Source organism: Xanthomonas sp. LMG 12460, from assembly GCF_009192895.1.
GTDB classification, from domain to species: Bacteria; Pseudomonadota; Gammaproteobacteria; order Xanthomonadales; family Xanthomonadaceae; genus Xanthomonas_A; species Xanthomonas_A sontii.
Map to the genome: position 1 here is coordinate 12627 of NZ_NKUH01000046.1, position 23865 is coordinate 36491.

Sequence of the window (23865 nt, forward strand, 5' to 3'; positions counted from 1 at the left end):
AGCGCGCGTCGCCCGGCACACGACGTGGCGTCAATCGGTGCGGAACAGCCGTTCGGCGAGGAAATCCACGAACACGCGCAGCTTCGGCGACAGTTGCCGACGCGACGGCCACACCACGAAGAACGCGCCGCCGTCGGTCAGGTGCGCGTCCAGCACCGACTGCAGGCGGCCATCGGCCAACGCGTCCTGCGCCAGGAACGCCGGCATGCAGGCGATGCCCAGGCCGGCGATCGCCGCGGCGCGCACCGCTTCCATGTTGTTGCAGGTGAGCACCGCCGGCGGCAGCGGCGCCGGTTCGGCCAGTGGCCAGTCCTGCGGCTTGCCGGTATCGGGAACGCGGAACAGCACGCCGTCGTGCGCGGCCAGCTCCGCCGGGGTCTGCGGCACGCCGCGGCGGCGCAGGTAGTCCGGCGCGGCACACAGGCAGAAGCGGAACGGCCCCAGGCGCCGCGCCAGCAGCCGCGAGTCGGCCTGCACGCCGCTGCGGATCACCGCGTCCAGGCCGTGCTCGAGCAGGTCGACCACGCGGTCGTCGAACTCCAGGTCCAGCGCCACGTCCGGGTAGCGCTGGCGGAACTCGGGCAGCAGCGGCACCAGGAAGCGGTAGCCGATGGTCGGCAGGCCGACCCGCAGCCGCCCGCGCGGCGCCTGCCGGGTCTGCGCCAGCGCCTCCTCGGCTTCGCGCAGATCGGCCAGCACACGCTGGCAATGCTCCAGGAACAGCGCGCCTTCGGCGGTCAACGCGATGCGCCGGGTGGTCCGCTGCAGCAGGCGCACGCCGAACTCGCGCTCCAGCGCGGCCACGCTCTTGCCCACCGCCGAGGCCGAGATGCCGAGCACGCGGCCGGCGCCGACGAAGCTGCGCTGTTCGGCGGCCCGGACGAAGGCGACGATGCCGGTGAGGCGGTCCATCCCGCGATATTAGAGCGTTCCATTCCGCAAAGTGCGGAGGATCGCGGCCTTTTTCGCGAATTGCCGCCTCGGTATCTCTAGTGGCCTTCCGACATCCGCCGCCAGAGCCGCTCCGATGACCTCCGCTTCGCCTCCCGATTCCACTCCCCTGCCGCGCCGCGGCGCCGCCCTGGCCGCGGTGTGCTTGGCCGCCCTGGCGCTGCCGCTGAACTTCTCCGGCGGCGCCGTCGCCACCCCGGCGATCGGCGCGGCCCTGGGCGGCAGCGCGCTGGCCCTGGCCTGGATCACCAACGCCTTCATGCTCAGCTTCGGCAGCCTGCTGCTGGCCGCCGGCGCGCTCGCCGATCGGCATGGGCGGCGCCGGGTGTTCCTCGGCGGCCTGGCGCTGTTCGCCAGCGCCAGCCTGGGCGTGGCCGTGGCCGGCTCGGTCGCGGCGATCGACCTGTGGCGGGCGCTGCAAGGCGTCGGTGCCGCCGCCGCGCTCGCCGCCGGCACCGCGGCGCTGGCCCAGCTGTACACCGGCGCGGCGCGCACGCGCGCGTTCAGCCTGCTCGGCACCACCTTCGGCACCGGCCTGGCGTTCGGCCCGCTGGCCGCCGGCGCGCTGAGCGAACGGCTGGGCTGGCGTGCGATCTTCTTCGGCGTGGCCGCGGTCGCCGCGCTGGCGTGTGCGTTGGCCGCGCGCTGGCTGCCGGCCTCGCGCGATCCGGCCGCCGGCCCGCCGGATCGCGCCGGCGCGCTGTGTTTCAGCGCGGCGCTGGCGCTGTTCACCGCCGGCCTGATCCAGGGGCCACACAGCGGCTGGGGCAGCGCCGCGACGCTGGCCCTGCTCGGTGCCGCGGCCCTGCTGCTGCTCGCCTTCGTGTGCATCGAACGGCGCCGCAGCCATCCGCTGCTGGACCTGAGCCTGTTCCGCTACCGGCGCTTCGTCGGCGTGCAGCTGCTGCCGGTCGCCACCTGCACCAGCTACGTGGTGCTGCTGGTGCTGCTGCCGCTGCGCATGATCGGCGTGGATGGCACGCCGGCGGCCAGTGCCGGCCTGACGCTGCTGGCGTTGTCGGCGCCGATGCTGCTGGTGCCGAGCCTGGCCGCCGTACTGGCGCAGCGCATCGCCCCGGCCTGGCTGTCGGCAGCCGGGTTGGCGGCGGCCGCGGCCGGCCTGTGCTGGCTCGGCGCGCGGCCCCCGGCGCAGGCGCTGCCGGCATTGTTGTTGATCGGTGCCGGTACCGCCCTGCCCTGGGGCCTGATGGATGCGCTGTCGGTGAGCGTGGTGCCGATCGAACGCGCCGGCATGGCCGCCGGCCTGTTCGGCACGCTGCGCGTGGCCGGCGAAGGCATCGCCCTGGCCAGCGTGGCGGCCCTGCTCGCGGCCTTGGTGCAGGCGCAGCTGGCCGCGGTCGCGCCGCTGCTGCCGCACGCGACCCTGGCGGACACCGCGCAGCGGCTGGTCGCCGGCGATCTGTCCGCCTCCATGGCCGAGGGCGCGCTGTCCGCGACGCAACTGCGGCTGGCCTACGCGGCGGCCTTCGGCACGCTCACCCGGGTGCTGGCGGCGATCACCGCGCTGGCGGCGATCGCGATATGCCTGTTGCTCGGGCGCACGCCGCAAGACGCGGTGGATGAAAGCCGCTGATACCTGCGGGGAAGTCTCGTGCAGGAGCGGCTTCAGCCGCGATGGGCGTGACCGGCGAAGGCCTGTCGCGGCTGAAGCAGCTTCTACGCGGTCACACCTCGGTCCGCTGTGGCAATGAGCGCGATGGGAGGCCTTCGGATGTCACCACCGCGCCGACATACATCGTAGCGAGGCCTGTTCCGCGGTGTTCATTGCGCAGCGACGCGGGCCGACACGTCCAGCGCCAGCAGCGCCTGCGCGGTCTGCTGCGCCTGCACGCGCAGCTCGGGGATCGCCAGGCTTTCCCACAGGCTGCCGATGCGCAGGCTGCCGAGCACGCGGATACGCGGCGTGGCGCGGCCGTCGGCGTCGAGCAGCGCGCCGTCGGCGGCGCTGCCCACGCCGATGCCGTGCGGCCCCGGCTGCGCATGGCCGCAACCCAGCAACTGGTGCAGCAGCGGATTGCGCATGGTCTGGACGCGCAGTTCGACGCCGGTGGCGTTGATCACGCAGTGGGCGTCGAGCTGCAGCGGCACGCCGTCTGCGCCCATGCCGTTGACCTGCACGCAGGCGCCGACCGGGAACACCGTGTCCAGCCGCGCGCGGTGCAGGCGCAACTGGCCGACCCGGCGCATCGCCTGCAGCTGCGCGAACACCGGCGCGGCAATGCGATGCCGGTGCACGTCCCAGTAGCGCACCACGTGGCGCAGGAAGCGGCGCTGCTCGGTGATCGACAGCGATTGCCACAGCGCCTGGCTCAGCGGGCGTATCCGGTCCATCACGCTCTGCCAGGGCCGGCCCTGCGCCTGTGCCGCGGCGGCGTGGCGACGCAGCGCGCGCACGCGCTGGCGCAGCGGCATCGCCAGCAATGCCTGCGCATCGAAGTCGGCCGGCGCGCCATGCGCGGCATGCGGCAACGGCAGCAAGGCGTGCCGCGAGACCACATGCACCGGGCCGCGGTGCGCGTTGGCCAGCAGGGTCAGCACGCTGTCGGCCATGCTCAGCCCGGAGCCGACGATGCACACCGTGGCCTCGCGCGGAATCGCCTGCAACTGCGCATAGTCCCAGGCCTCGATCCGCGACGGCGCGTCGAGACTGGGGGCACCGCGCGCCGGCAGCGGACGCAGGCTGTTGCCCAGCGCCAGCACGGTGGCGCCAGCGTGCAGCTGTCCACCGTCGTGCAATTGCAGAATCTGACCGCCGGTCGGCTGCGGATGCAGCGCCAGCACCCGCGCCTGGTGCCATTGCAGGCGCGCCGGCCCGGCGGTCTGCGCCTGCCACAGGCGTGCGCGCAGATAGGCGGCGTAATGGCGGCGCTGCACATAGGCCTCGGCCAGTGCGGCGCGCGACAGCTGCGGATACAACGCCTGCTGCTGCAGCCAGTCGAGGAAGTCGTCGGGCGCGTCGGCGAAGGCGCTCATGCGCCCGGCCGTCACGTTCAACAGGTGTTCGGCGCAGGGCGTCGCATAGGCCACGCCCTGCGCCAGCGCCGGCTGCGATTCGATCAATTGCACGCGCAGCGCGGTGCCGGCCTGGCGCAGCAACTGCAGCGCGACCAGCACGCCGGCCGCGCCGCCGCCGACGATGGCGATGTCGCAGTCGTCGTCGGCCGGTTCGCTGGGCACAAGCTCATTCATGCCGCGATTGTAAGGGAAGCCCCCACCGGCCCGGCCCGCGGCTGAGAACCGTGGTGCATGTGCCGGCACCGATCGCGCATGAGCGCGTCATGCGCCTGTCATCGGCATGCGTCACATCAGTGCATCGGCGAGGCGCGCGATGCCTTCGCGGCTGCGCCGCCAGGCCGGTCGCTTGCGCCAGTCCTGCAACGTCAGCACCCGCGCATCGGCCAGGTAGTCGGCCTCCACCGCGCGCAGCCGCTGCACCACCGCAGCGCTGTAGCACAGCATGCCGACCTCGGCGTTCAATGCGAACGAGCGGATGTCCAGGTTGATCGAGCCGACCAGGGCGATGCCCTCGTCCACGCTCAGGTGCTTGGCGTGCAGGAAGCACGGCCGGTACAGCGCGATCTTGACCCCGCTGCGCAGCAGTTCGTCGTAGTACGCCTCCTGCGCCCAGGCGGTGAGCCGCTGGTTGTTGCTCTCGGACAGGATCAACTGCACGTCCACCCCGGACAGCGCGGCGATGCGCAGCGCGCTGAGCGTGGCCTCGTCCGGCACGAAATACGGCGTGACCATGACGATGCGCCGCCGTGCCAGATGGATCAGCGCGTTGACCGTGTCGCGGGCGTTCTCGAACGGGTACGCCGGCCCGCTGGGCAACAGCTGCGCGGCGACGCCGCCGCCGTGGATGGAGGCGGGCGCGACCACGCTCAGGCGTTGCCCGGTCTCGATGAACCAGTCGCTGGCGAACACCGCTTCCAGGTGCGCCACCACCGGTCCCTGTACTCGCGCCACCAGCTCGCGGTTGGGATGGCCGGGGACGAACTGCGGTTCGGCCAGGTTCTGCGAACCGATGTAGCCGACACGGTTGTCGATCACCGCGATCTTGCGGTGGTTGCGCAGGTCCATGCGGCCGCTGCGGCGCCAGCGCAGCCCGCCCGGCAGCAGCGCCTGCACCTCGACCCCGGCCGCATGCAGGCGCTTGCGGTAGCGGCGCAGGCCGCGGCGGCCGCCGCGCGCATCCAGCAACAGCCGGCACTGCACGCCGCGCGCGGCGGCGCGCAGCAGCGCCGCGCTCACCGCATCGCCGACCGCGTCGTCGAACATCAGGTAATACAACAGGTGCACGCGCTCGACCGCCGCGTCGATGTCGTCGATCAGCGCCTGCAGCGAGGGCGCGTAGCGGTCGAGCAGCTCGACGCTGTTGCCGTGGGTCGGCATGAAGTCGCCCTGGCGCTCGACCAGCGGCACCACTTCGGCGACCACGGTATCGGCCGGCGGCGCCCAGCGCAGCGCGGTCAGCGGCACCTGCTGCTCGCGGATCACCTGCGAGGCCAGCGCCTGGCGCCGGACGCGCTCGCGCGACAGCCACGGGTGGCCGAGCAACAGGTACAGCGGCAGCCCCAGCAACGGCACGAAGCCCACCAGCAACAGCCAGCTGCGCGCCGCGCCCGGCGTGGTGCGGGTGGGGATCCACAACAGCGCCACCAGCCGGATCAGCCAGTCCAGCGCCAGCAGCCACGTGCCTTCCAACCAGACCGGCAGCATCGCGATCCTCGCAACCCAGGTCGCCCGATTCTGCGGACTGCGCCGGCAAACGCAACCATGGCCGCAGCGGCGGTGCGCTTTTTCCTTGTTCCAGACGCACGAAACCCGCCTTGCGGCGGGTTCCGTGTGCAACGTGAGCAGCGATCCGAGGATCAGCCGATCACTTGATCTTGCCTTCCTTGTACAGGACGTGCTTGCGCACGACCGGATCGTACTTGAGGAATTCCATCTTCCCCGGGGTGTTCTTCTTGTTCTTGTCCGTGGTGTAGAAGTGGCCGGTACCGGCCGAGGAAATCATACGGACCTTATCGCGCTTGCCTGCCATGATGCTCTACTCCTCAGACCTTTTCGCCGCGCGCACGCAGCTCAGCCAGAACGGTGTCGATGCCGTTCTTGTCGATGGTGCGCAGCGCGTGCGCGGAAACCTTCAGCTTGACCCAGCGGTTCTCGCTGGCGACCCAGAAGCGACGCTCGTGCAGGTTGGGCAGGAAACGACGGCGGGTCTTGTTGTTGGCGTGGGAGACGTTGTTACCCGTCTGCACACGCTTGCCGGACACTTGGCATACGCGGGACATTGCGCACCTCGATAGTAGTTTGGTCGCCCATAGCCTGGGAGACGGCGGCCCCGGCAGCCCTGCGGCCACCACGCGACGTGGGAAATCAAGCGGTTACGCTGGGAAAGGCCGGCCGGAGATCGCGCATCCGGCCGCCGGCCCCGACCTCGTCGGGCACAGCGAGCCGCGCATTATGCAGGCGATCAAGGGCTTGTGCAAGTTGTCCACAGGGCCAGGCGCCGCGCGCAGATCCGGGCGGATGGACCAGGCGGGCGTTGCTATTGTATCCGGCGCAAGCCGCTTGCTAGCCTCGCCCAGACCATGCGCCGCCTGTTCCGTCCACTGCGTACCTCCCTGCTGATGCTGCTGCTGGCGGCGTTCGTGGTCGTGCCGGTGGCCGATGCGCTGGCCTGCGCGCTGGAGCCGGAATCGGCCGACGCCGTGCACGCGCCCGCCGCGGCGCATGCCGATGGCGAGGACAGCGACGGCAAGCATGCCGGCGCCTGCAGCCACAACCATTGCCACCACTCGAATCTGAGCCTGCCGGCGAGCGCCCTCGCCGTGTTCGGCGCGCCGCGACCGGCGCGCTGGATGCAGGCCGTCGACGCCCCCCCTGCAGGCGTCGTCCAGGACGGATTGAAGCGCCCACCCAGAGCGTGAGTTGAGCGTGTCCCGCGATCGCGGGTTTCCGTTTCCCTCACCTCTGGAATTTCCTCATGTCGACTCCGACACGTCGGCCGCCGCGCGCGGCCGGGCGGGTCGTCGCCGTGCTGCTGGGCCTGGCTCCGGCCGCGCTGGCGATGGCGCAGACCGCCCCTTCGTACGACACCTTGCTGCAACGTCTCGATCAACTGCCCGGCAGCCGCGTCGGCGCGGCGCTGACCGAGGCCGCCGATGCGCGCGCCGAACAGGCGCGGGCGCTGCCCAACCCGTCGCTGTCCTGGTCCACCGAAAACGCCTGGGGCAGCGGCACTTATGCGGGCACCGACCGGGCCGAAACCTCGCTGACCCTGTCGCAACCGCTGGAACTGTGGGGCCAACGCGGCGCGCGCATCCGCGCGGCCCGCGCCGACGCCGACAGGGCCGCCCTGCGCGGCACGCAGAGCCGCAGCGAGGCCGCCGGCGAGGTGGCCTCGGCCTACGCGCTGGCCGAAAGCGCACTGCGCCGCTACGCGCTGGCCGAGGAAGCGCTGGGCCTGATCCGCGACGATGCGGCCGCCGTCGAGGCGATGGTCGCGCAGGGCCGCGAGCCGCGACTGCGCGCGGTGCAGGCGCGCAGCGAAGTGGCCGATGCCACCGCGGCGCTGGATGAAGCGCAGGCGTTCCGCGACGCGGCGCTGGCGCGCCTGGCGGCGATCGCCCTGCTGGAGACGCCGGTGCAGTCCCTCGATGGCAGCCTGCTCGACCGCACGCCGCCGTCGCCGCGCGCGACCGAGGCGGCAGCGCTGCCAGTGCGCATCGCCGCTGCGGAAGCCGAGGCCGCTGATCGCCTAGTCGAAGTGGAGCGCAAGCGTGCCCTGCCCGAGCTGAGCCTGACCGCCGCGCAGACGCGGTTCCGCGAAGACCGCGCCCACGCCTACACGCTCGGCGTCAGCCTCAGCCTGCCGCTGTTCGATCGCAACCGCGGCGGCATCCGTGCCGCCAGCGCCGAACGGCGCGCGGCGGAGGCACGACTGGAGCGACAACGTCGCACCAGCGCCGCCGACCGCCTGTCCGCGCTGGCCACGCTGAAGGCCGCCGGCAGCCGCACACGCGCCGCCGACGACGGCGTGGCGGCGGCGCAGGAGGCCTACCGCCTGGCCCGCATCGGCGTCGATGCCGGTCGCATCACGCAACTGGAACTGCGCAGCACCCGCGCTGCGCTCATCGCCGCGCGCGGCATTGCCGTGGACGCGCGCCTGGCGCGCGTCGCGGCGGAAATCGAACTGGCCCGCCTGGAAGGGCGCGCGCCGTTCATGGAGGCCCAATGAACCTGTCCCGTCCGATCTCCCTTGCCGGCAGCGTGCTGCTGGCGCTCCTGCTGGCCGCCTGCGCCGGCGACAGGCAGGCCGCCCCGGCGGCCGATGACGCCCACGACCATGGCGCCGAGGGCAAGGACGCAGCCCACGCACCGGTGGCCAAGACCGATGCCACTGCCCACGCGGATGCCGAAACCGGCGACGTGGTGCGGCTGACGCCGCAACAGATCGCCGCCTCCGGCCTGGATGTGGTCGCGGTCGGCCGCGGCGGCGGCGCCTCGGTGCGCCTGGCCGGGCGGGTCGAACCGGCGGTGGGCGCGCGCGCCTCGGTCGCCTCGACGGTGACCGGCCGGGTCGAGCGCGTGCTGGTCGCGCCAGGCGACGCGGTGCAGGCGCAGCAGCCGCTGGCCATCGTGGTCAGCGGCGAGGCCGCGGTGTTCCGCGCCAATGCGCTGGCGGCCGCGGCCGAGGCCAAGGCCGCCGGCTTGGCGCATGCCCGCGACCGCGCCCTGGTCGAACAGGGCGTGGTCGCCCGCCAGGAGCTGGAAACCTCGCACGCGCGGGCGCTGGCGGCGCGGGCGCAGGCTGCCGCCGCGCAGGCGCAGGCCGCGGCCAGCGGCGCCCCCGATGCCAGCGGCCGCGTGCGCATCGTCAGCCCGGTGGCCGGCATCGTCGGCAACGTGCAGGTCACGCCCGGCAGCGTGGTCGCCGCCGGAAGCGTGGTGGCCGAGGTCGCCGATCCGGCGATGAACGAGCTGGTGTTCAGCGCGCCGCCGGCGCTGGCGGCGCAGGTCGCGCCCGGCATGGCGCTGGAGGTGCGCGGGACGGGCGGCAGCTTCGCCGCCCGGGTCACGGCGGCGGCGGCCGACTTGCGCCAGCAGGGTGGCGCCGCGGTGATCCGCGCGATGCCGGTCGCTGCGCCCCTGCCGGCGGCCGGCTCGCCGGTCTCGGCGGTGCTGGTCGCCGACGGCCAGGACAGCGCGCTCAGCGTCCCCGCCGATGCGGTGCAGACCGTCGAGGGCCGCAACGCGGTGTTCGTGGCGGTCGCGGGCGGCTTCAAGGCGCAGCCGGTGCTGGTCGGGCGGCGCGCCGGCGACCGCATCGAGATCCTCGGCGGACTGCGCGGCGACGAACGCATCGTCGGCGCCAACGCCTTCCTGCTCAAGGCCGAACTGGCCAAGGGCGACGCCGACCACGGCCACTGAGGAGGCGACCATGTTCAAGCTGATCATCGACACCGCCGTGCGCCACCGCTGGCTGGTGGTGGCGCTGGCCGCGCTGCTCGCCGCCGTGGGCCTGTTCCAGTTGGGCAGGCTGCCGATCGACGCGGTACCGGACATCACCAACCGCCAGGTGCAACTCAACACGGTGGCGCCGGCCCTGACCCCGGAGCAGATCGAACGGCAGGTGACCTACCCGCTGGAAACCGCGCTGGCCGGCATTCCCGGCCTGACCGCCACCCGCTCGCTGTCGCGCAACGGCTTTTCGCAGGTCACCGCGATCTTCACCGATGCGACCGACCTCTACTTCGCCCGCCAGCAGGTGGCCGAGCGTATGCGCGAGGCGGCCGAGGCGTTGCCCGACGGCGTGACGCCACGGCTGTCGCCGGTGACCACCGGCCTGGGCGAGGTGCTGATGTGGACGGTGGACTTCACCGCGTTCGACCCGGCGCGGGTGGCGCGACCGGGCGCGGCGGGCTGGCAGGCCGGGGAGGTCTACCGCACGCCGGACGGCGAGCTGCTGCGCACGCCGCAGGAGCGCACCACCTATCTGCGCACCGTGCAGGACTGGATCATCGCGCCGCAGATGCGCTCCAGCCCGGGCCTGGCCGGCGTCGATACGGTCGGCGGCTACGTCAAGGAATACGGCGTGCATCCGGACACTGCCAGACTGGCCGCGCACGGCCTGGGCCTGGCCGACCTGGTCGCCGCCCTGCAGCGCGCCAACGTGCAGGCCGGCGCCGGCTTCGTGCAGCGTGCCGGCGAAGGCCTGGTGGTGCGCGCAGACGGCCTGGCGCTGAGCGCCGACGATCTCGCGCAGGCGCCGGTGACCATCCGCAACGGCATCGTGGTGCGCGTGGCCGACGTGGCCGAGGTCGCCTCCGGTCGCGCCCCGCGCCTGGGCGCGGCCAGCCGCAACGGCCACGAGGCGGTGCTGGGGACCGCGCTGATGCTCGCCGGCGGCAACAGCCGCACTGTGGCGCAGGCCGCGGCCACGCGGCTGGCGCAGGTGAACGCGTCGCTGCCGCCTGACATCGTGGCGGCGCCGGTGCTGGACCGCAGCGTGCTGGTCAACGCGACCATCAGGACCGTGGCCAGGAACCTCACCGAGGGCGCGCTGCTGGTGGTGGTGATCCTGTTCCTGCTGCTGGGCAACCTGCGCGCGGCTGCGATCACCGCGCTGGTGATTCCGCTGTCGTTCCTGTTCGCGGTGATCGGCATGCACCGCTTCGGCATCAGCGGCAACCTGATGAGCCTGGGTGCGCTGGACTTCGGCATCCTGGTGGACGGGGCGGTGATCGTGATCGAAGCGACCCTGCTGTTGCTCGGCCAGCGCCGCGCCGCGCTGGGCCGTGCGTTGAGCGCGACCGAGCGCCTGGGCGTGGCCGCCGAGGCGGCGCGCAAGATGGCGCGGCCGGCCGCCTTCGGTCAGTTGATCATCCTGCTGGTGTTCGCGCCGATCCTCACCCTGGAGGGGGTGGAGGGCAAGACGTTCCAGCCGATGGCGGCCACCTTCATGCTGGCCCTGGTCGGTGCGTTCCTGTTTTCCTTCACCTTCGTGCCGGCGATGGCGGCGCTGCTGGTGCGCGAGCCGCCGCTGCCGGACGACGCGGCGCATGCGGCCGAGGGCGCGCACGAAACATGGCTGCTCCGCGCGCTGCGCACGCGCATCGCACCGGTGATCCGCACCGCCGTCGCGCATCCGCGCACGGTCGCCGGCGGTGCGGTGGCGATGCTGCTGGCGGGCGTCGGCGCGTTCGCGCTGCTGGGCCGCGAATTCATGCCGACGCTGGACGAAGGCAATGTGGCGATGCAGGCGCTGCGCGTGCCGTCCACCTCGCTGGAACAGTCGCTGGCGATGCAGCTGGCGCTGGAAAAGGCCATCGCCGCGCAGCCGGAAGTGGCGACGGTGTTCTCGCGGACCGGCACCGCCGAGGCGGCGATCGACCCGATGCCGACCAACATCTCCGACAGCGTCATCGTGCTCAAGCCGCGCAAGGACTGGCCCGATCCGGCGCTGGACAAGGAGCGGCTGGTGGCCCGCCTGGAGGCGCTGGCGGGACAGCAGCTCGGCAACAGCTTCGAGTTCAGCCAACCGATCGAATTGCGCTTCAACGAACTGATCTCCGGCGTGCGCACCGACCTGGCGGTGATGATCTTCGGCGACGACTTCGGCCAGTTGCAGAAGGTGGCCGAGCAGATCGCATCGACGCTGCGCGCGGTGGAGGGCGCGGCCGACGTGCGGGTGGAGCAGATTTCCGGGCTGCCCACGCTGGATGTAAGCATCGACCACACGGCGGCGGCGCAGGTCGGGCTGAGCGCGGCGGATGTGAGCGACGCGCTGGCCACCGGCATCGGCGGCCGCGCCGCCGGCAAGATCTTCGAGGGCGACCGCCGCTTCGACGTGGTGGTGCGGATGGACGATGCCGCGCGCAACGACCCGGATCAGCTGGCCGCGCTGCCGATCGCCACGCCGACCGGACAGGTGATCCCGCTGTCGTCGGTGGCGCGCATCGCCGTCAGCGAAGGGCCGAACCAGATCAGCCGCGACAACGGCAGCCGCCGCGTGGTGGTGCAGGCCAACGTGCGCGGCCGCGACCTGGGCGGCTTCGTCGGCGCAGCGCAGGCCGCGGTGGCCGACATACCGTTGCCGCCGGGTGCCTACCTGGCCTGGGGCGGCCAGTTCGAGAACCTGCAGCGTGCCGAGCGGCGGCTGGCGACCGTGGTGCCGGTGGTGTTCCTGCTGATCGGCGGCCTGCTGTTCATGGCCCTGCGCAGCGTCAAGGAAGCGGTGCTGGTGTTCAGTTGCGTGCCGCTGGCGCTGGTCGGCGGCCTGCTCGCCCTGCTGCTGCGCGGCATGCCGTTCTCGGTGTCGGCCGCGGTGGGCTTCATCGCCGTCTCCGGCGTGGCCACCTTGAACGGCCTGGTGCTGATGCAGGCGATCCGCGAGCGCCTGGAGGCCGGCGACCTGCCGCTGCAGGCGGCGATCGACGGCGCGGGCAGCCGCATCCGCGCGGTGTTGACCACCGCGCTGGTCGCGATCGTCGGCTTCATTCCGATGGCGATCGCCAGCGGCTCCGGTGCGGAGGTGCAGAAACCGCTGGCGACGGTGGTGATCGGCGGGCTGATCACCGCCACCGCCCTGACCCTGCTGGTGCTGCCGACCTTCGCCGCACGCGTGGCCGGGCCACGCCACGCCGGCTGATCCGCCGCAGGCCGGCGCCCTTCCCGCAGGAAGCGGCGCCGGCCTGCGCGGCAGCGATCAGGCCTTCTTCTTGCGCGCGGCGATGTAGGCGCGGATCTGCTGCTGCAGTACCGGCAGCGGCACCGAGCCCTGCTGCAGCACCGCGTCGTGGAAGGACTTGATGTCGAAGTCCGGGCCGAGTTCGCGCTCGGCCTCGGCGCGCAGGTCGAGGATGGTCAGTTCGCCGAGCTTGTAGCTCAGCGCCTGCCCCGGCCAGGAAATGTAGCGGTCGACCTCGGTGGTGACCTCGTGCTCGCTGAGCGCGGTGCGCTCGCGCAGGTAGGCCTGCGCCTGCGCGCGGGTCCAGCCCTTGTGGTGGATACCGGTGTCGATCACCAGGCGGCAGGCGCGCCACATCTCGTAGCTGAGCCGGCCGAAGTCCTCGTAGGGCGTGGCGTAGATGCCCATCTCCTTGCCCAGCTTCTCGGCGTACAGCGCCCAGCCCTCACCGTAGGCGGAGATGTAGTTCTCGCGGCGGAACGCCGGCTGCGCGCCCTGCTCCTCGGCCAGCGCGCCCTGCAGCGAATGGCCCGGCGAAGACTCGTGCAGGGTCAGCGCCGGCAGGTTGTAGAGCGGCCGCGACGGCAGGTCGTAGGTGTTGAGCCAGTAGGTGCCGACGCCGCCACGGCCGGCGGTCCAGAACGGGGCGATGTCCGCCGGCACCGGCACGATGGTGAAGCGCCCGCGCGGCAGCGTGCCGATGAACTTGCCGACCTCCCCGTCCACGCGCTTGGCGATCCACGCGGCGCGATCGAGCAGTTCCTGCGGCGTCTTCACGTAGAACTGCGGATCGGTGCGCAGGAACTGCAGGAATGCCGGGAAGGTCTTCTGCCCGGCCGGCGCGTGAAAGCCGACCTGCTGGATGATCGCGTCCATCTCCCTCTGGATCCGCGCCACCTCGCGCAGGCCGAGCTGATGGATCTGCTCGGGGTCCATGTCCAGCGTGGTGTACTCGCGGATCTGCTGCCGGTAGTAGGCCTTGCCGTCCGGCAGGGCTTCGGCCGCCAGCGTGGTGCGCGCCTGCGGCATGTACTCCTGGCGATAGAAGGTCAGCAGCTGCGCGTAGGCCGGGATCACCTTGTCGCGCAGCGCGGCCTGCGCCTGCGCGCGCAGTTGCGCCTGCTCGGCGGCGGGAATCTGCGCCGGCATCTGCTTGAACGGCGTGTACAGCACCGCCGCGGTCGGATCCTTCAGTTCGGCCACGGTGGCGATGGCGCCATCGCGGCCGTCGAGCACCGCGCGCGGCACGCTGAAGCCGCGCTTGAGCCCGGCGCGCATGTTGTCGGTCTGCTGCGCGAAGTAGCGCGGCACGTCCTCCAGCCGCGCGATGTAGGCGCGGTACTCGTCGGGCGTGCGCAGCGTGCGCCGGGCCATGAACGCCAGGTCCGACCAAAACGCGCTGTCGGAATTGAACGGCATCTCGTAGGCGCGCAGGCGCACCGCCGCGGCCAGGTTCTCCACCTGCGGCCGGTACACCGCCAGGTTGACCTGGTTCTCGGGCGAGAGCTGGGCCGCATCGAGCGTGTCCAGCTGCCGCAGCACGTCCTCCCACACCTTCAGGCGCGCCGCCTGCGACGCCGCGCCGACGTCGGGCAGATGGGTGTTGTCGCCGCTGCTGTCGCTGTCCTCGTCGGCCTGGCCGAGCTGCGCCTGGCGCCAGGCCCACTCCTTCTCGTAGATGGCCTGGAAGCGCGCATCGGCGGCGTTGGCGTTGGCCGTGGCCGGTGTTGCACTGGACGCTGCCGACGCCGGCGGTGCGGCCAGTGCGGGCGTGGCCACGGCGAACGCGATCAGCAGGGAAACGGCCAGCGGGGTCTTGGCGAGCATGGGCATGGGCGGCACACGACGGGAACGGATCGCCGATGATCGCATCACCGCCCGGCCTGGCGGGTGGGCCGGAAGTCCTGTGTGGGGCAATGCAGGGAACGGAAACGCACTTCGCAGCGGTTGTACCGGGCTGCAACTCAGGAACTGCATCGCTGGCTTAGCTATAAATATGGCTGTAGCTCTGGCTGGCTGCGGCAGCCGCTGCGGCTGCGGCTGCGGCTGCCGCTGCCGCTGCCGCTGCGCAGGATGGCTTCCCATTGTGGGAGGGAATTCAGTCCCGACGCGCGGTCGCTCCGCCTGCGACAGCATCCAGCAGCAACTGCAGCCATTGCAGCGGTCGCAGGCCTGCTGGTGCCGACATCGACCATGCGACCGCAAGCCTCACCGTCGGTCTGCACGGCATCACGCCGTCGCACTTGCACCCGAGCATGATGTCGCGCACGGCGCGGTAGCGGCCGGACACAGCCAAACCGCATCCCAGTACGGGTAGTCGCCGACGCGGCGCACCAGACCGGCGCGCAACGGGTCGGCGACGATGTAGCGCGCTGCCGGCAGCAACTGCCGCGCGTCGCGCAGTGCACGATCGTGGAACCCCTCCATCCACACGGCGCCGCCGCGGCCCCGCGCATGATTGGCCGCCCTGGCGGCGCGGCCCTTGGCATCGCGCACGACGGTTGGCAGAGCAGCACCGCGCTCGAGCATGACCAGCCCATGCCAGTGATCGGGCATCAGCACCCAGCACAGAAGCTGCGCGCCGGCCCAGGTATCGGCATGGCCCAGGCAGGACGCGGCTGCCCACGCGCAGCGCCAGTCCTCGAACAGGCGCTGGCGCTGCCAGGTCACTGTGGTGACCAGATAGATGCGCCCGGTCTCGCTCCAGCGTCCTGCACGCAGCGCGCGGTAACCTCGGGGAGTTCTGCTTTGCATGACGCCAGGGTTGCAGGGCGGATCATGCGGGACCATCGGGAATCGACCGGTACAGGCGTGGGGAAACTCACAGGCGTGGCGTCAGAAAGCCGGTGCTCGCTGCTGTGTGAAGCAGAGGGCGGCACTACCGAGACCTGAAAGATTCACGCGTCGGGACTGAAGTCCCTCCCACATGGGGAGCCTTGGCGTCATCGGCGGCAATGACGGTAGAACCACTGAGGTGTGGAAGATGCGCGCGTCGGGACTGAAGTCCCTCCCACAATGGCGGATCGCCATCGGAGGGTGTTACGTGCCGCCTGCGATCATGCGCCGCCTGCAATCGCGCGCAGCGGCACCGCACTCAATGCGAGGCGCGGTCGCGGTGCCAGCCGCGGTGCTTGATGTCCAGGTACAGGCTGTAGAAGGCAGTGAAGGCGGGGAACAGGTTCTGCAGCACGCCCACCGAGTCCTGCTTGGCCGAGAACATGAAGTAGCTCAGCGTCATCAGGCTGCCGATCACGCTCATGTACCAGAACAGCCGCGGGATCACCGGCTTGCCGGCGCGCTTGGAGGCGACGAACTGCACCAGCCAGCGGCCGCCGAACATCAGCGCGCCGACGTAGCCGATCAGCTTCCAGCCGGTGACGTGCAGCCCGGTCCAGTACAGCGCCTGGATCGGTTCGTTGAGGAAATGCGCGTCCATCTCAGCGCTCCTGCACCGCGGTGCGGCGGCTGCGCGCGATCAGCCAGGCCACGCCGCGCAGGTCGCGGATGCCGACCAGGGCGCGGTTGAGGTTGTTGTACTTGGAGACGCCGGAGGTGCGGTGACGGTGATTGACCGGCACGCTCAGGGTCTGCCAGCCGGCGCGCTGCATCAGCGCGGGCAGGTAGCGGTGCATGTGATCGAAGTACGGCAGGTCCAGGAACGCCTCGCGCTCGAACAGCTTGATGCCGCAGCCGGTGTCCGGGGTGTCGTCGCGCAGCATGCGTGCGCGGATCGCGTTGGCCCACTTCGATGCCCAGCGCTTGCTGCCCGAATCCTGCCGCGACACCCGCCAGCCGGCGAACAGCTTGACCAGCGGCTCGGCTGCCTGGCGCGCGGCCAGCAGCTTGGGGATGTCGGCCGGATCGTTCTGGCCGTCGCCGTCCAGGGTGGCGATCCACAGCCCGCGCGCGGCCTTGACGCCGTTGCGCACCGCGGTGCTCTGCCCGCTCTGGCTGACATGGTGCAGCACGCGCAGCTCCGGCGTGGACGCCTTCAGCCCTTCGAGCACCGCCAGGGTGTCGTCGCGCGAATGGTCGTCGACGTAGACGATCTCGAAATCGATCGTGCCGCGCAGCGCGGCGACGATCTCGGCGACCAGCGGCGGCACGTTGTCGCGCTCGTTGAACACCGGGACGACGACGGAGAGGGAAAGCTGGCTCATGGATTCGGCAAGGCTGGGCGCGGGGCGCGCGTGGGGGAAAAAGCGGCAGGCATTGTGCCGCGGACCGATGATCCGCGGATGAAGCGTCAGGCGGCGGCGCCGAAATACTCCCGGCACCAGGCCACCACCTGCGGCAGGCCGACCTCGATCGGGGTGCTCGGATCGAAGCCGAACGCGGCGTGGGCCCGCGCAGTATCGGCCATCGTCTCGATCATGTCGCCCGGCTGCATCGGCCGATACTGTTTCTCGGCGCTGCGCCCGGCGGCGTCCTCGATCACCGCGATGAAGCGCTCCAGCTCCACCGGGGTGTGGTTGCCGAGGTTGAACACGCGGTGCGGTACCGGCTCGCTGGAGGGGTGATCGAGCGCGCCGAGCACGCCGGCGACGATGTCGGCGACGAAGGTGAAGTCGCGGCGCATGCGGCCGTGGTTGAACACCTCGATCGGGCGCCCGGCCAGCACCGCGCGGCTGAACAGCAGCGGCGCCATGTCCGGACGGCCCCAGGGGCCGTACACGGTAAAGAAGCGCAGCCCGGTGGCGCGCAGGCCGTACAGCTGCGCATAGGTGTGCGCCATCAGCTCGTTGGCGGCCTTGGTCGCCGCGTACAGCGAGCGCGGCTGGTCGATGCGCTGATCCTCGGAGAACGGCGGCGTCGCCGAATCGCCGTACACCGAGCTGCTGGAGGCATAGACCAGATGCTCCACGCCGCGGTGCCGGCACAGCTCCAGCATGTTGACGAAGCCGACCAGGTTGCTGTCGACGTAGGCATAGGGGTTCTGCAGCGAATAGCGCACCCCGGCCTGCGCGGCCAGGTGCACCACGCGGGTCGGCTGCACCTCGTCGAACAGCGCGGCCAGGCCGTCGCGGTCGGTCAGGTCCAGGGTGCGGATGTCCGCGTTCGCGCACAGCGCGGCGACGCGGTCGCGCTTGAGCTGCGGGTCGTAGTAGTCGTTGTAGTTGTCCAGGCCCACCACCAGTTGCCCGGCGGCGCGCAGCGCACGGACGGTGTGGGCACCGATGAAGCCGGCGGCGCCGGTGACGAGGATGGGCATGGCGAAAGTCCTGGAAAGCGTGGAACAGCGTGCGCGGTGTGTGGATCGGAACGGCAGGTCAGAACAGCCCGAAGCGCTTGCGGGCGACATTGGGCCGGGCGGGATCGATCACGTCCTGCAGGCCTTTGGCGTCGAAGCGGTCCATCAGCGCCTCGGCGCCCTTCTTCAGCTTGAGCGCCATTTCTTCCGGATACAGCGGCACCAGGGTCATGAACACGATGGTCTTGTCGGCATCGACGACCAGTTCCCCAAACGCCTCGGGCGTGCTCACCGGCGGCAGCACGATCGCCCCGTCGAAGCCGATGCCGGGCGCGTACGGTTCGGCCGGGTGACCGTTGGGCACGGTGTGGCCGAAGCCCAGCCAGGTGTCGTACTTGTGCGGCAGCCGCGCCAGGGTCTTGAGCAGGCGCAGCGGCCAGTAATGGCGCTCATCCTGGAAATCTTCGTACTCGATCGGCCAGTCGGGCGGCAGGGTCAGCATCAGCTCCATGAAGCGCGGTGCCCCCACGCCCTCGGGCACGGCCATCGGCAGGTCGCTCATCCCCGAGGTGACCAGCCGCAGATACGGCACCTCGTCGGTGGCGGGCACCACATGCACATCCAGATGCACGGTGTCGGAGATGATCTCGTGCAGCACGCCGGCGACCGGCCCCAGGTGGCGTTCGATGTGCGCGCCGATCTGCTCCAGGCAGGACTCGCCGCTCGCCAGCGCGAACGGTTTTTCCTCGCGGTGCTGCAGGATCGGGCTGCCGCCCGGGCTGATCTGCGTGTCCTCGTTGCTCATGCAATGCTCCGGTTGCTGGCCAGCGCCGCGGCGCGCGGCCTCAGCGCAGGGTCAGCGGCGCGTCCTTGGCCAGCGCCGCCTTGCGCTCCTTGCTGAATTCCCACCACGGGCGCGGCGTCTCGCCCTGCATGAAGCGCACGATCGACAGGAACACGTCGATCACGCAGTGGTCGTGCATCACCCCGGTGCGCAGACACAGCTGTGCGTACATGTCGTAGGGATCGCGGCCCTGCAGATGCGCCGGCACGCGGATGCCGATCAGGCGCAGGTCCTTCTCGCAGGCCGGCCCGACGTTGGGCAGGTCGGTCAGGCGCAGCAGGTGGTGACGGTCGACCTTGCTGGGATGCATGGCGGGGACGGTCCTGGCGGACGCGGGCGGCGGCGCTCAGGCCTGCCGCGGGCGCAGTTTCTCGAGCACGCCGTCCAGCGTGTCCAGGTCGGTGTAGTGGATCACCAGCTTGCCCTTGCCGCCGCGGCCATGGGCGATGGACACCTTGGTGCCCAGCGACTCGGACAGCTCGGTTTCCAGCGAGGCGATGTCGGCCTGCGGCGCGGTGCGCGCCGGCTTGGCCTTGCGATTGCTCGGCACCTTGCCGGCGGCGAACTGCTGCGCACGGTGCTCGACCTCGCGCACCGACCAGCCCTGGTCGGCGGCATCGGAGGCCAGGCGACTGGCCAGCTCCGGCGACAGCGTCAGCAGCGCGCGCGCATGGCCCATCTCCAGGCGCCGCGCTTCCAGCAGCGCGCGGATCGCCGGCGGCAGTTCCAGCAGGCGCAGCAGGTTGGACACCGACGCGCGCGAGCGGCCCACCGCCTCGGCGGCCTCGGCGTGGGTCAGCGAGAACTCGTCGATCAGCCGCTGCAGCGCCTGCGCCTCTTCCAGCGGGTTGAGATCCTCGCGCTGGATGTTCTCGATCAGCGCCATGGCGATGACGGTGCGATCGTCCAGCTCGCGCACCACCACCGGCACCTCGCTGAGGCCGGCCAGTTGCGAGGCGCGCCAGCGGCGTTCGCCAGCGACGATCTCGAAACTGCCCGGCGCCAGTTCGCGGGCGACGATCGGCTGGATCACGCCCTGCGCCTTGATCGACTCGGCCAGCTCCTGCAGCTTAGCCTCGTCCATCTCCTGGCGCGGCTGGTACTTGCCCGGCTGCAGCTGCCCGACCGGCAGGCGGCGCAGGCTCTCGCCCGGCTGCAGCTCGGCGGTCGGCGCCGGCGCGGCCGCGCCCTTCGGCCCCAGCAGCGCTTCCAGGCCACGGCCTAGGCCGCGCTTCTTCGCTCCGAGGGCGGGGGGCTTGGCGCTCATCAGATGGTCTCCATGGCCGGCATCGGCCGATTGCGTTCGTTGCGGCGGCGCACGATCTCGCCGGCCAGTCCCAGGTAGGCGACGCCGCCACGCGAGGTACGGTCGTAGCCGACGATGCTCTGGCCATGGCTGGGCGCCTCGGCCAGGCGCACGTTGCGCGGCACGATGGTGCGGAACACCTTGTCGCCGAAGTGGTTGGTCAGTTCCGCCGACACCGCGTTGGCCAGGTTGTTGCGCACGTCGAACATGGTGCGCAGCACGCCTTCGATCTCCAGCGCCGGGTTCAGCTCGGCGCGCAGCGCCTCGATGGTCTCCAGCAGTGCGGTCAGCCCTTCCAGCGCGTAGTACTCGCACTGCATCGGCACGATCACCGAGTCGGCGGCGGTCAGCGCGTTCAGGGTCAGCAGCGACAGCGCCGGCGGGCAGTCGATCAGGATGAAGTCGTAGGCTTCGCGCAGCGGCGCCAGCGCGGTCTTCAGCCGCTGCTCGCGCGCCGGCTGGTCCATCAGCTGGATCTCGGCGGCGGTGAGATCGATATTGCCCGGCAGCAGGTCGAAGCCTTCCGGCGCGGTCACCCGGATCTGTTCGGCGCTGCTCTCGCCGAGCAGCACGTCGCAGGTGGAGGCGGCCAGCTCGCGCTTGTCGATGCCGCTGCCCATCGTCGCATTGCCCTGCGAGTCCAGGTCCACCAGCAGCACGCGCTGCGACTGCCGCGCCAGCGACGCGGCCAGGTTGACCGCGGTGGTGGTCTTGCCGACGCCGCCCTTCTGGTTGGCGATGGCGATGATGCGGGCCATGCGGGAGCCTCGTCGGCGATGGGGTGGGACCGGGCATTATGCGGTCACAGCCCCCCCTGGCGGAAATCGGGGCCGGCCGCGGCCGCCGCTCAACCGCGCTCGACCACCACCAGGTGGCGGTCGGCGCCCAGGCCGGGGACCTGCAGCGGGTGCACCGTCGGCGCCACCCAACCCGGCGGCAGCGCGGCGATCTCCTCGTCCGGGCGCACGCCCTTCATCGCCAGCAGGCGCCCGCTCGGGCGCAGCAGGTGGCCGCCGACGGCGACGATGCCGGCCAGGGTGTCCAGCGCGCGCGCGGTCAGCAGGTCGTAGGCGCCGGCCTCGTCCAGCGCCTCGGCGCGCGACTCGGCCACGCGCGCGTTGTCCAGGCGCAGCTGGCGCACCGCCTCGCGCAGGAACCGCGCCTTCTTGCCATTGCTTTCGACCAGGGTCACCCGCAGCTGCGGCCGCGCGATCGCCAGCGGAATGCCGGGCAGTCCCGGGCCGGTGCCCAGGTCGGCCAGCGCGCCCTCCTGGGCGAACGGCTGCATCGCCAGCGAATCCAGCAGATGGCGGGTCACCATCTCGTGCGGGTCGCGGATCGCGGTCAGGTTGTAGGTGCGGTTCCAGCGCGTCAGCAGCGCCAGGTAGGCCAGCAGCGGCGGCGCCAGCGCGGCCGCGTCCAGGCCTTGCGCGTGCAGGCCCTGTTCGAGCGCGACGCGGACGGAATCGGGAAGGGAAGCATCGGTCATCGGCGGATTATCGCAGGTGCCGCCGCTGCCCGAAGCGCGCTGCGCTAAGGCGTGGCCTCGACCGGCGCGTCCGCGCACCAGGCCAGCGCCGCCCGGTAGCCGGGCGCGGCCTCCCATTCGTGCAGGTGCCAGGCCTCGGCCGTGCCCAGGCCCGGGTCGCACCAGACCAGGCGCAGCGCGCCGCCGGCGTCCTCGGCGAAGCGCAGCCGGTGCAGGCCGAAGGCGATGCCGTGGCCATGCGCCTTGAGCAGCGCTTCCTTGGCGCACCACAGGCGGAAGAACAGCGCCTCGCGCGCCGGCGCCGCCAGCGCGGCCAGCAGCGCGACCTCGTCCGGGTGGAAGAAGCGCTGCGCCAGTTCCAGCAGGCGCGGCCGTGGCCGCTGGCGCTCGATGTCCACCCCCAGCCGCACGTGCGCGGCGACCGCCACCAGCAGGTAGTCGCCGCTGTGGCTCCAACCGGTGTCCACGTGCGCCAGCGGTGCATGCAGGCCGGGCCGGCCGCGGGCGTCGCGTTGCAGCGGCAATTGCGCCGCCGGCACCGCCAGTTCGCCGGCCAGCAGGCGCCGTGCCTGCGCCTCGCCGGAGGTCCGCGGCGGATGCGGGCGCAGCCACAGCGCCACCGGGCCGAGGCGCCAGTCCGGCGGCTCGGTGCCGTCGGCCACGGGCGGCATCGGCGCGCTCACGCCGCGCCCACAAAGCGCAATGGCCGCTGCGCGGCGGGGCCGACGCTATACGGCCGCTTCACGGCCGCGCTCCTTAAATGGCGCGCACCCCACCGCTCCTGGTGCGGGCAGAACCGAGGAGTCTGACGCATGGGCATCATTATCTGGTTGATCGTCGGCGGCATCGTGGGCTGGCTGGCCAGCATCATCATGCGCCGTGACGCACAGCAGGGCATCATCCTGAACATCGTGGTCGGCATCGTCGGCGCGCTGATCGCCGGTTGGCTGTTCGGCGGCGGCATCAACCAGGCGATCACCCTGTGGACGTTCCTGTATTCGCTGATCGGCGCGATCATCCTGCTGGCGATCGTCAACCTGTTCACCCGCGGTCGCGCGCGCTGACGCGCCGCCCCCGCCGCTTGCGCAAACGCCCGGTTCGCCGGGCGTTTTGCGTTTACGGGCCTGCCGCTCACGGCGCAGCGCGGTCGGCCGGATGGCGCACGCCGTCCTCGACCGGCACCGCGATGGCCAGCGCATACGGGTCCACGCCCTCCAGGCAGCCGACGTTGTAGCCGTACAGGCTGGGATCGGAGCGGCGCCGATGATGCGTGTAGATCCCGCAGGTGCCGCAGAAATAATGCTGCGCGGTATGCGTGTGGAACTGGTACAGGCGCAGCGCCTGCTCGCCCTGGCGGACGTGCAGGGCCGTCAGCGGCACCGAGGCGACGATGGCGCCGCGGCGCCGGCACAGCGAGCAGTTGCAGCGGCGCGGGTCGACGATGCCCTGCGGCAGCTCCAGGTCGATCTGCACCGCACCGCAGTGGCAGCTGAGCCGGTGCAGCGGCGCGATCGCGGTGTCGCCGACCTTGTCGATGCAGCGGCGCACGTGGCGCTCGCTCATGCCGCCGGCTCCAGCTCGACCCAGGCCGGCGCGTGATCGCTGGGACGGTCCCAGCTGCGCGGTTCGCGGTCGATGCCGGCACCGCGGGTGCGCGCCTTCAGCGCCTCGGACACCAGGGTCAGGTCGATGCGCAGCCCCAGGTCGCGGCGGAAGCCGGCCTGGCGGTAGTCCCACCAACTGAAGATGCCGCCGTCGGCATGATGCAGGCGGAAGCCGTCGTGCAGGCCCAGGCCGAGCAGCTTGTGCAGGGCGCCGCGCTCGGCGGTGGAAGTGAGGATGTGGTTGTCGCTCCACACCAGCGGGTCGTGCACGTCGCGCGCGTCCGGGGCGATGTTGAAGTCGCCCAGCACCACCAGCCGCGGATGCCGCTGCAGCTCGTCGGCCAGCCAGGCGTGCACCGCCTCCAGCCAGCGCAGCTTGTAGGCGTACTTGTCGGTGCCCACGTCCTGGCCGTTGACCACGTACAGATTGACGATGCGCAGGTCGCCGATGGTGGCGGCGATGGCGCGCTTCTGCTCGTCCTCCAGGCCCGGCACGCCGATCTGCACGTCGCCGATCGGCAGGCGCGACAGGATCGCCACGCCGTTGTAGGTCTTCTGCCCGGCGAACACGCTGCGGTAGCCGGCCTCGGCCAGCGCCGTGTCGGGAAACTTGTGGTCCTCCAGCTTGGTCTCCTGGATCCCGACCACGTCCGGCGCGAACGCGGCCAGCCACTGTTGCAGGTGCGGCAGGCGCACGTTGAGCGAGTTGACGTTCCAGCTGGCGATCTTCAAGGGAAATCCGGGACGGGGAAGCCGGCCGCTAT

The 23865-nt window shown here is 71.5% G+C and carries 24 protein-coding genes; 6 read left to right on the forward strand and 18 right to left on the reverse strand.

Annotated elements, in window-relative coordinates; translation table 11 throughout:
• Nucleotides 1-30: 30 nt before the first annotated feature.
• Complete coding sequence (locus CEK66_RS10930; protein WP_152236936.1) at nucleotides 31-912, reverse strand: LysR substrate-binding domain-containing protein; 882 nt, start codon at nucleotides 910-912, stop codon at nucleotides 31-33.
• A 115-nt stretch (nucleotides 913-1027) separates the two neighbouring features.
• Here CEK66_RS10930 and CEK66_RS10935 point away from each other — a divergent pair, with 115 nt between their 5' ends.
• A complete protein-coding gene (locus tag CEK66_RS10935) occupies nucleotides 1028-2545 on the forward strand; it encodes an MFS transporter (protein ID WP_152236937.1) in 1518 nt (505 codons plus the stop codon).
• Between the two features lie 188 nt (nucleotides 2546-2733).
• Here CEK66_RS10935 and CEK66_RS10940 read toward each other — a convergent pair whose 3' ends face one another.
• The 4 genes from CEK66_RS10940 to rpmB all read right to left on the reverse strand — a co-directional run bounded on the left by CEK66_RS10940 (nucleotide 2734) and on the right by rpmB (nucleotide 6266).
• Complete coding sequence (locus CEK66_RS10940; RefSeq protein ID WP_152236938.1) at nucleotides 2734-4161, reverse strand: FAD/NAD(P)-binding protein; 1428 nt, start codon at nucleotides 4159-4161, stop codon at nucleotides 2734-2736.
• 111 nt (nucleotides 4162-4272) lie between these two features.
• Entirely contained in the window at nucleotides 4273-5691 is a 1419-nt protein-coding gene (gene cls / locus CEK66_RS10945; protein WP_152236939.1) for a cardiolipin synthase, read from the reverse strand.
• A gap of 160 nt (nucleotides 5692-5851) precedes the next feature.
• Nucleotides 5852-6019 carry a 50S ribosomal protein L33 gene (rpmG, locus tag CEK66_RS10950; RefSeq protein ID WP_169411268.1) on the reverse strand — a complete coding sequence of 56 codons (168 nt, stop codon included), beginning with the start codon at nucleotides 6017-6019 and terminating at the stop codon, nucleotides 5852-5854.
• A 10-nt stretch (nucleotides 6020-6029) separates the two neighbouring features.
• The gene (gene rpmB, locus CEK66_RS10955; RefSeq protein ID WP_010342733.1) at nucleotides 6030-6266 is read right to left on the reverse strand and encodes a 50S ribosomal protein L28; all 237 of its coding nucleotides are present in this window, start codon (nucleotides 6264-6266) and stop codon (nucleotides 6030-6032) included.
• Nucleotides 6267-6566: 300 nt separating this feature from the next.
• Between rpmB and CEK66_RS10960 the strand changes: the two genes are divergently transcribed.
• Genes CEK66_RS10960 through CEK66_RS10975 form a run of 4 tightly spaced genes read left to right on the forward strand, consistent with a single transcriptional unit; the run spans nucleotide 6567 to nucleotide 12628 of the window.
• Nucleotides 6567-6905 (forward strand): hypothetical protein, encoded by a 339-nt coding sequence (locus CEK66_RS10960; protein ID WP_150410188.1) that lies wholly within the window; start codon nucleotides 6567-6569, stop codon nucleotides 6903-6905.
• Nucleotides 6906-6961: 56 nt separating this feature from the next.
• Complete coding sequence (locus CEK66_RS10965; protein WP_152236940.1) at nucleotides 6962-8215, forward strand: TolC family protein; 1254 nt, start codon at nucleotides 6962-6964, stop codon at nucleotides 8213-8215.
• Entirely contained in the window at nucleotides 8212-9408 is a 1197-nt protein-coding gene (locus CEK66_RS10970) for an efflux RND transporter periplasmic adaptor subunit (RefSeq protein WP_152236941.1), read from the forward strand. Before CEK66_RS10965 ends, CEK66_RS10970 begins: the two co-directional genes overlap by 4 nt.
• 10 nt (nucleotides 9409-9418) lie before the next feature.
• Nucleotides 9419-12628: a CusA/CzcA family heavy metal efflux RND transporter gene (locus CEK66_RS10975; RefSeq protein ID WP_152236942.1), complete on the forward strand. Its 3210-nt coding sequence runs from the start codon at nucleotides 9419-9421 to the stop codon at nucleotides 12626-12628.
• A 57-nt stretch (nucleotides 12629-12685) separates the two neighbouring features.
• Here the strand turns inward: CEK66_RS10975 and CEK66_RS10980 are convergent, their stop codons facing one another.
• The 11 genes from CEK66_RS10980 to CEK66_RS11030 all read right to left on the reverse strand — a co-directional run bounded on the left by CEK66_RS10980 (nucleotide 12686) and on the right by CEK66_RS11030 (nucleotide 22168).
• Nucleotides 12686-14500 carry a DUF885 family protein gene (locus CEK66_RS10980; RefSeq protein ID WP_193312632.1) on the reverse strand — a complete coding sequence of 605 codons (1815 nt, stop codon included), beginning with the start codon at nucleotides 14498-14500 and terminating at the stop codon, nucleotides 12686-12688.
• Nucleotides 14501-14896: 396 nt separating this feature from the next.
• Nucleotides 14897-15421 (reverse strand): transposase, encoded by a 525-nt coding sequence (locus CEK66_RS10985; protein ID WP_226978577.1) that lies wholly within the window; start codon nucleotides 15419-15421, stop codon nucleotides 14897-14899.
• A gap of 340 nt (nucleotides 15422-15761) precedes the next feature.
• A complete protein-coding gene (locus tag CEK66_RS10990; protein WP_017908747.1) occupies nucleotides 15762-16103 on the reverse strand; it encodes a lipid-A-disaccharide synthase N-terminal domain-containing protein in 342 nt (113 codons plus the stop codon).
• A gap of 1 nt (nucleotide 16104) precedes the next feature.
• Nucleotides 16105-16827: a glycosyltransferase family 2 protein gene (locus CEK66_RS10995; RefSeq protein ID WP_010342743.1), complete on the reverse strand. Its 723-nt coding sequence runs from the start codon at nucleotides 16825-16827 to the stop codon at nucleotides 16105-16107.
• 86 nt (nucleotides 16828-16913) lie between these two features.
• A complete protein-coding gene (locus CEK66_RS11000; RefSeq protein ID WP_017908745.1) occupies nucleotides 16914-17879 on the reverse strand; it encodes an NAD-dependent epimerase/dehydratase family protein in 966 nt (321 codons plus the stop codon).
• 58 nt (nucleotides 17880-17937) lie between these two features.
• Entirely contained in the window at nucleotides 17938-18663 is a 726-nt protein-coding gene (locus tag CEK66_RS11005) for a suppressor of fused domain protein (RefSeq protein ID WP_152236943.1), read from the reverse strand.
• A 40-nt stretch (nucleotides 18664-18703) separates the two neighbouring features.
• A complete protein-coding gene (locus CEK66_RS11010) occupies nucleotides 18704-19012 on the reverse strand; it encodes a helix-hairpin-helix domain-containing protein (RefSeq protein WP_017917017.1) in 309 nt (102 codons plus the stop codon).
• Nucleotides 19013-19048: 36 nt separating this feature from the next.
• A complete protein-coding gene (locus CEK66_RS11015; RefSeq protein WP_017908742.1) occupies nucleotides 19049-19969 on the reverse strand; it encodes a ParB/RepB/Spo0J family partition protein in 921 nt (306 codons plus the stop codon).
• A complete protein-coding gene (locus CEK66_RS11020; RefSeq protein WP_017913880.1) occupies nucleotides 19969-20766 on the reverse strand; it encodes an AAA family ATPase in 798 nt (265 codons plus the stop codon). Before CEK66_RS11020 ends, CEK66_RS11015 begins: the two co-directional genes overlap by 1 nt.
• Nucleotides 20767-20855: 89 nt before the next feature.
• Nucleotides 20856-21497 (reverse strand): 16S rRNA (guanine(527)-N(7))-methyltransferase RsmG, encoded by a 642-nt coding sequence (gene rsmG, locus CEK66_RS11025; RefSeq protein ID WP_152236944.1) that lies wholly within the window; start codon nucleotides 21495-21497, stop codon nucleotides 20856-20858.
• A 44-nt stretch (nucleotides 21498-21541) separates the two neighbouring features.
• Complete coding sequence (locus CEK66_RS11030; protein WP_052250819.1) at nucleotides 21542-22168, reverse strand: 4'-phosphopantetheinyl transferase superfamily protein; 627 nt, start codon at nucleotides 22166-22168, stop codon at nucleotides 21542-21544.
• Between the two features lie 141 nt (nucleotides 22169-22309).
• On the opposite strand from CEK66_RS11030, the gene CEK66_RS11035 reads away from it, so the two are divergent.
• Complete coding sequence (locus CEK66_RS11035; RefSeq protein WP_017908994.1) at nucleotides 22310-22561, forward strand: GlsB/YeaQ/YmgE family stress response membrane protein; 252 nt, start codon at nucleotides 22310-22312, stop codon at nucleotides 22559-22561.
• A 67-nt stretch (nucleotides 22562-22628) separates the two neighbouring features.
• On the opposite strand, the gene CEK66_RS11040 is transcribed toward CEK66_RS11035, so the two are convergent.
• A complete protein-coding gene (locus tag CEK66_RS11040) occupies nucleotides 22629-23060 on the reverse strand; it encodes a GFA family protein (protein WP_043093833.1) in 432 nt (143 codons plus the stop codon).
• Nucleotides 23057-23833 carry an exodeoxyribonuclease III gene (gene xth, locus CEK66_RS11045; RefSeq protein ID WP_017915013.1) on the reverse strand — a complete coding sequence of 259 codons (777 nt, stop codon included), beginning with the start codon at nucleotides 23831-23833 and terminating at the stop codon, nucleotides 23057-23059. Before xth ends, CEK66_RS11040 begins: the two co-directional genes overlap by 4 nt.
• Between the last annotated feature and the right edge of the window lie 32 nt (nucleotides 23834-23865).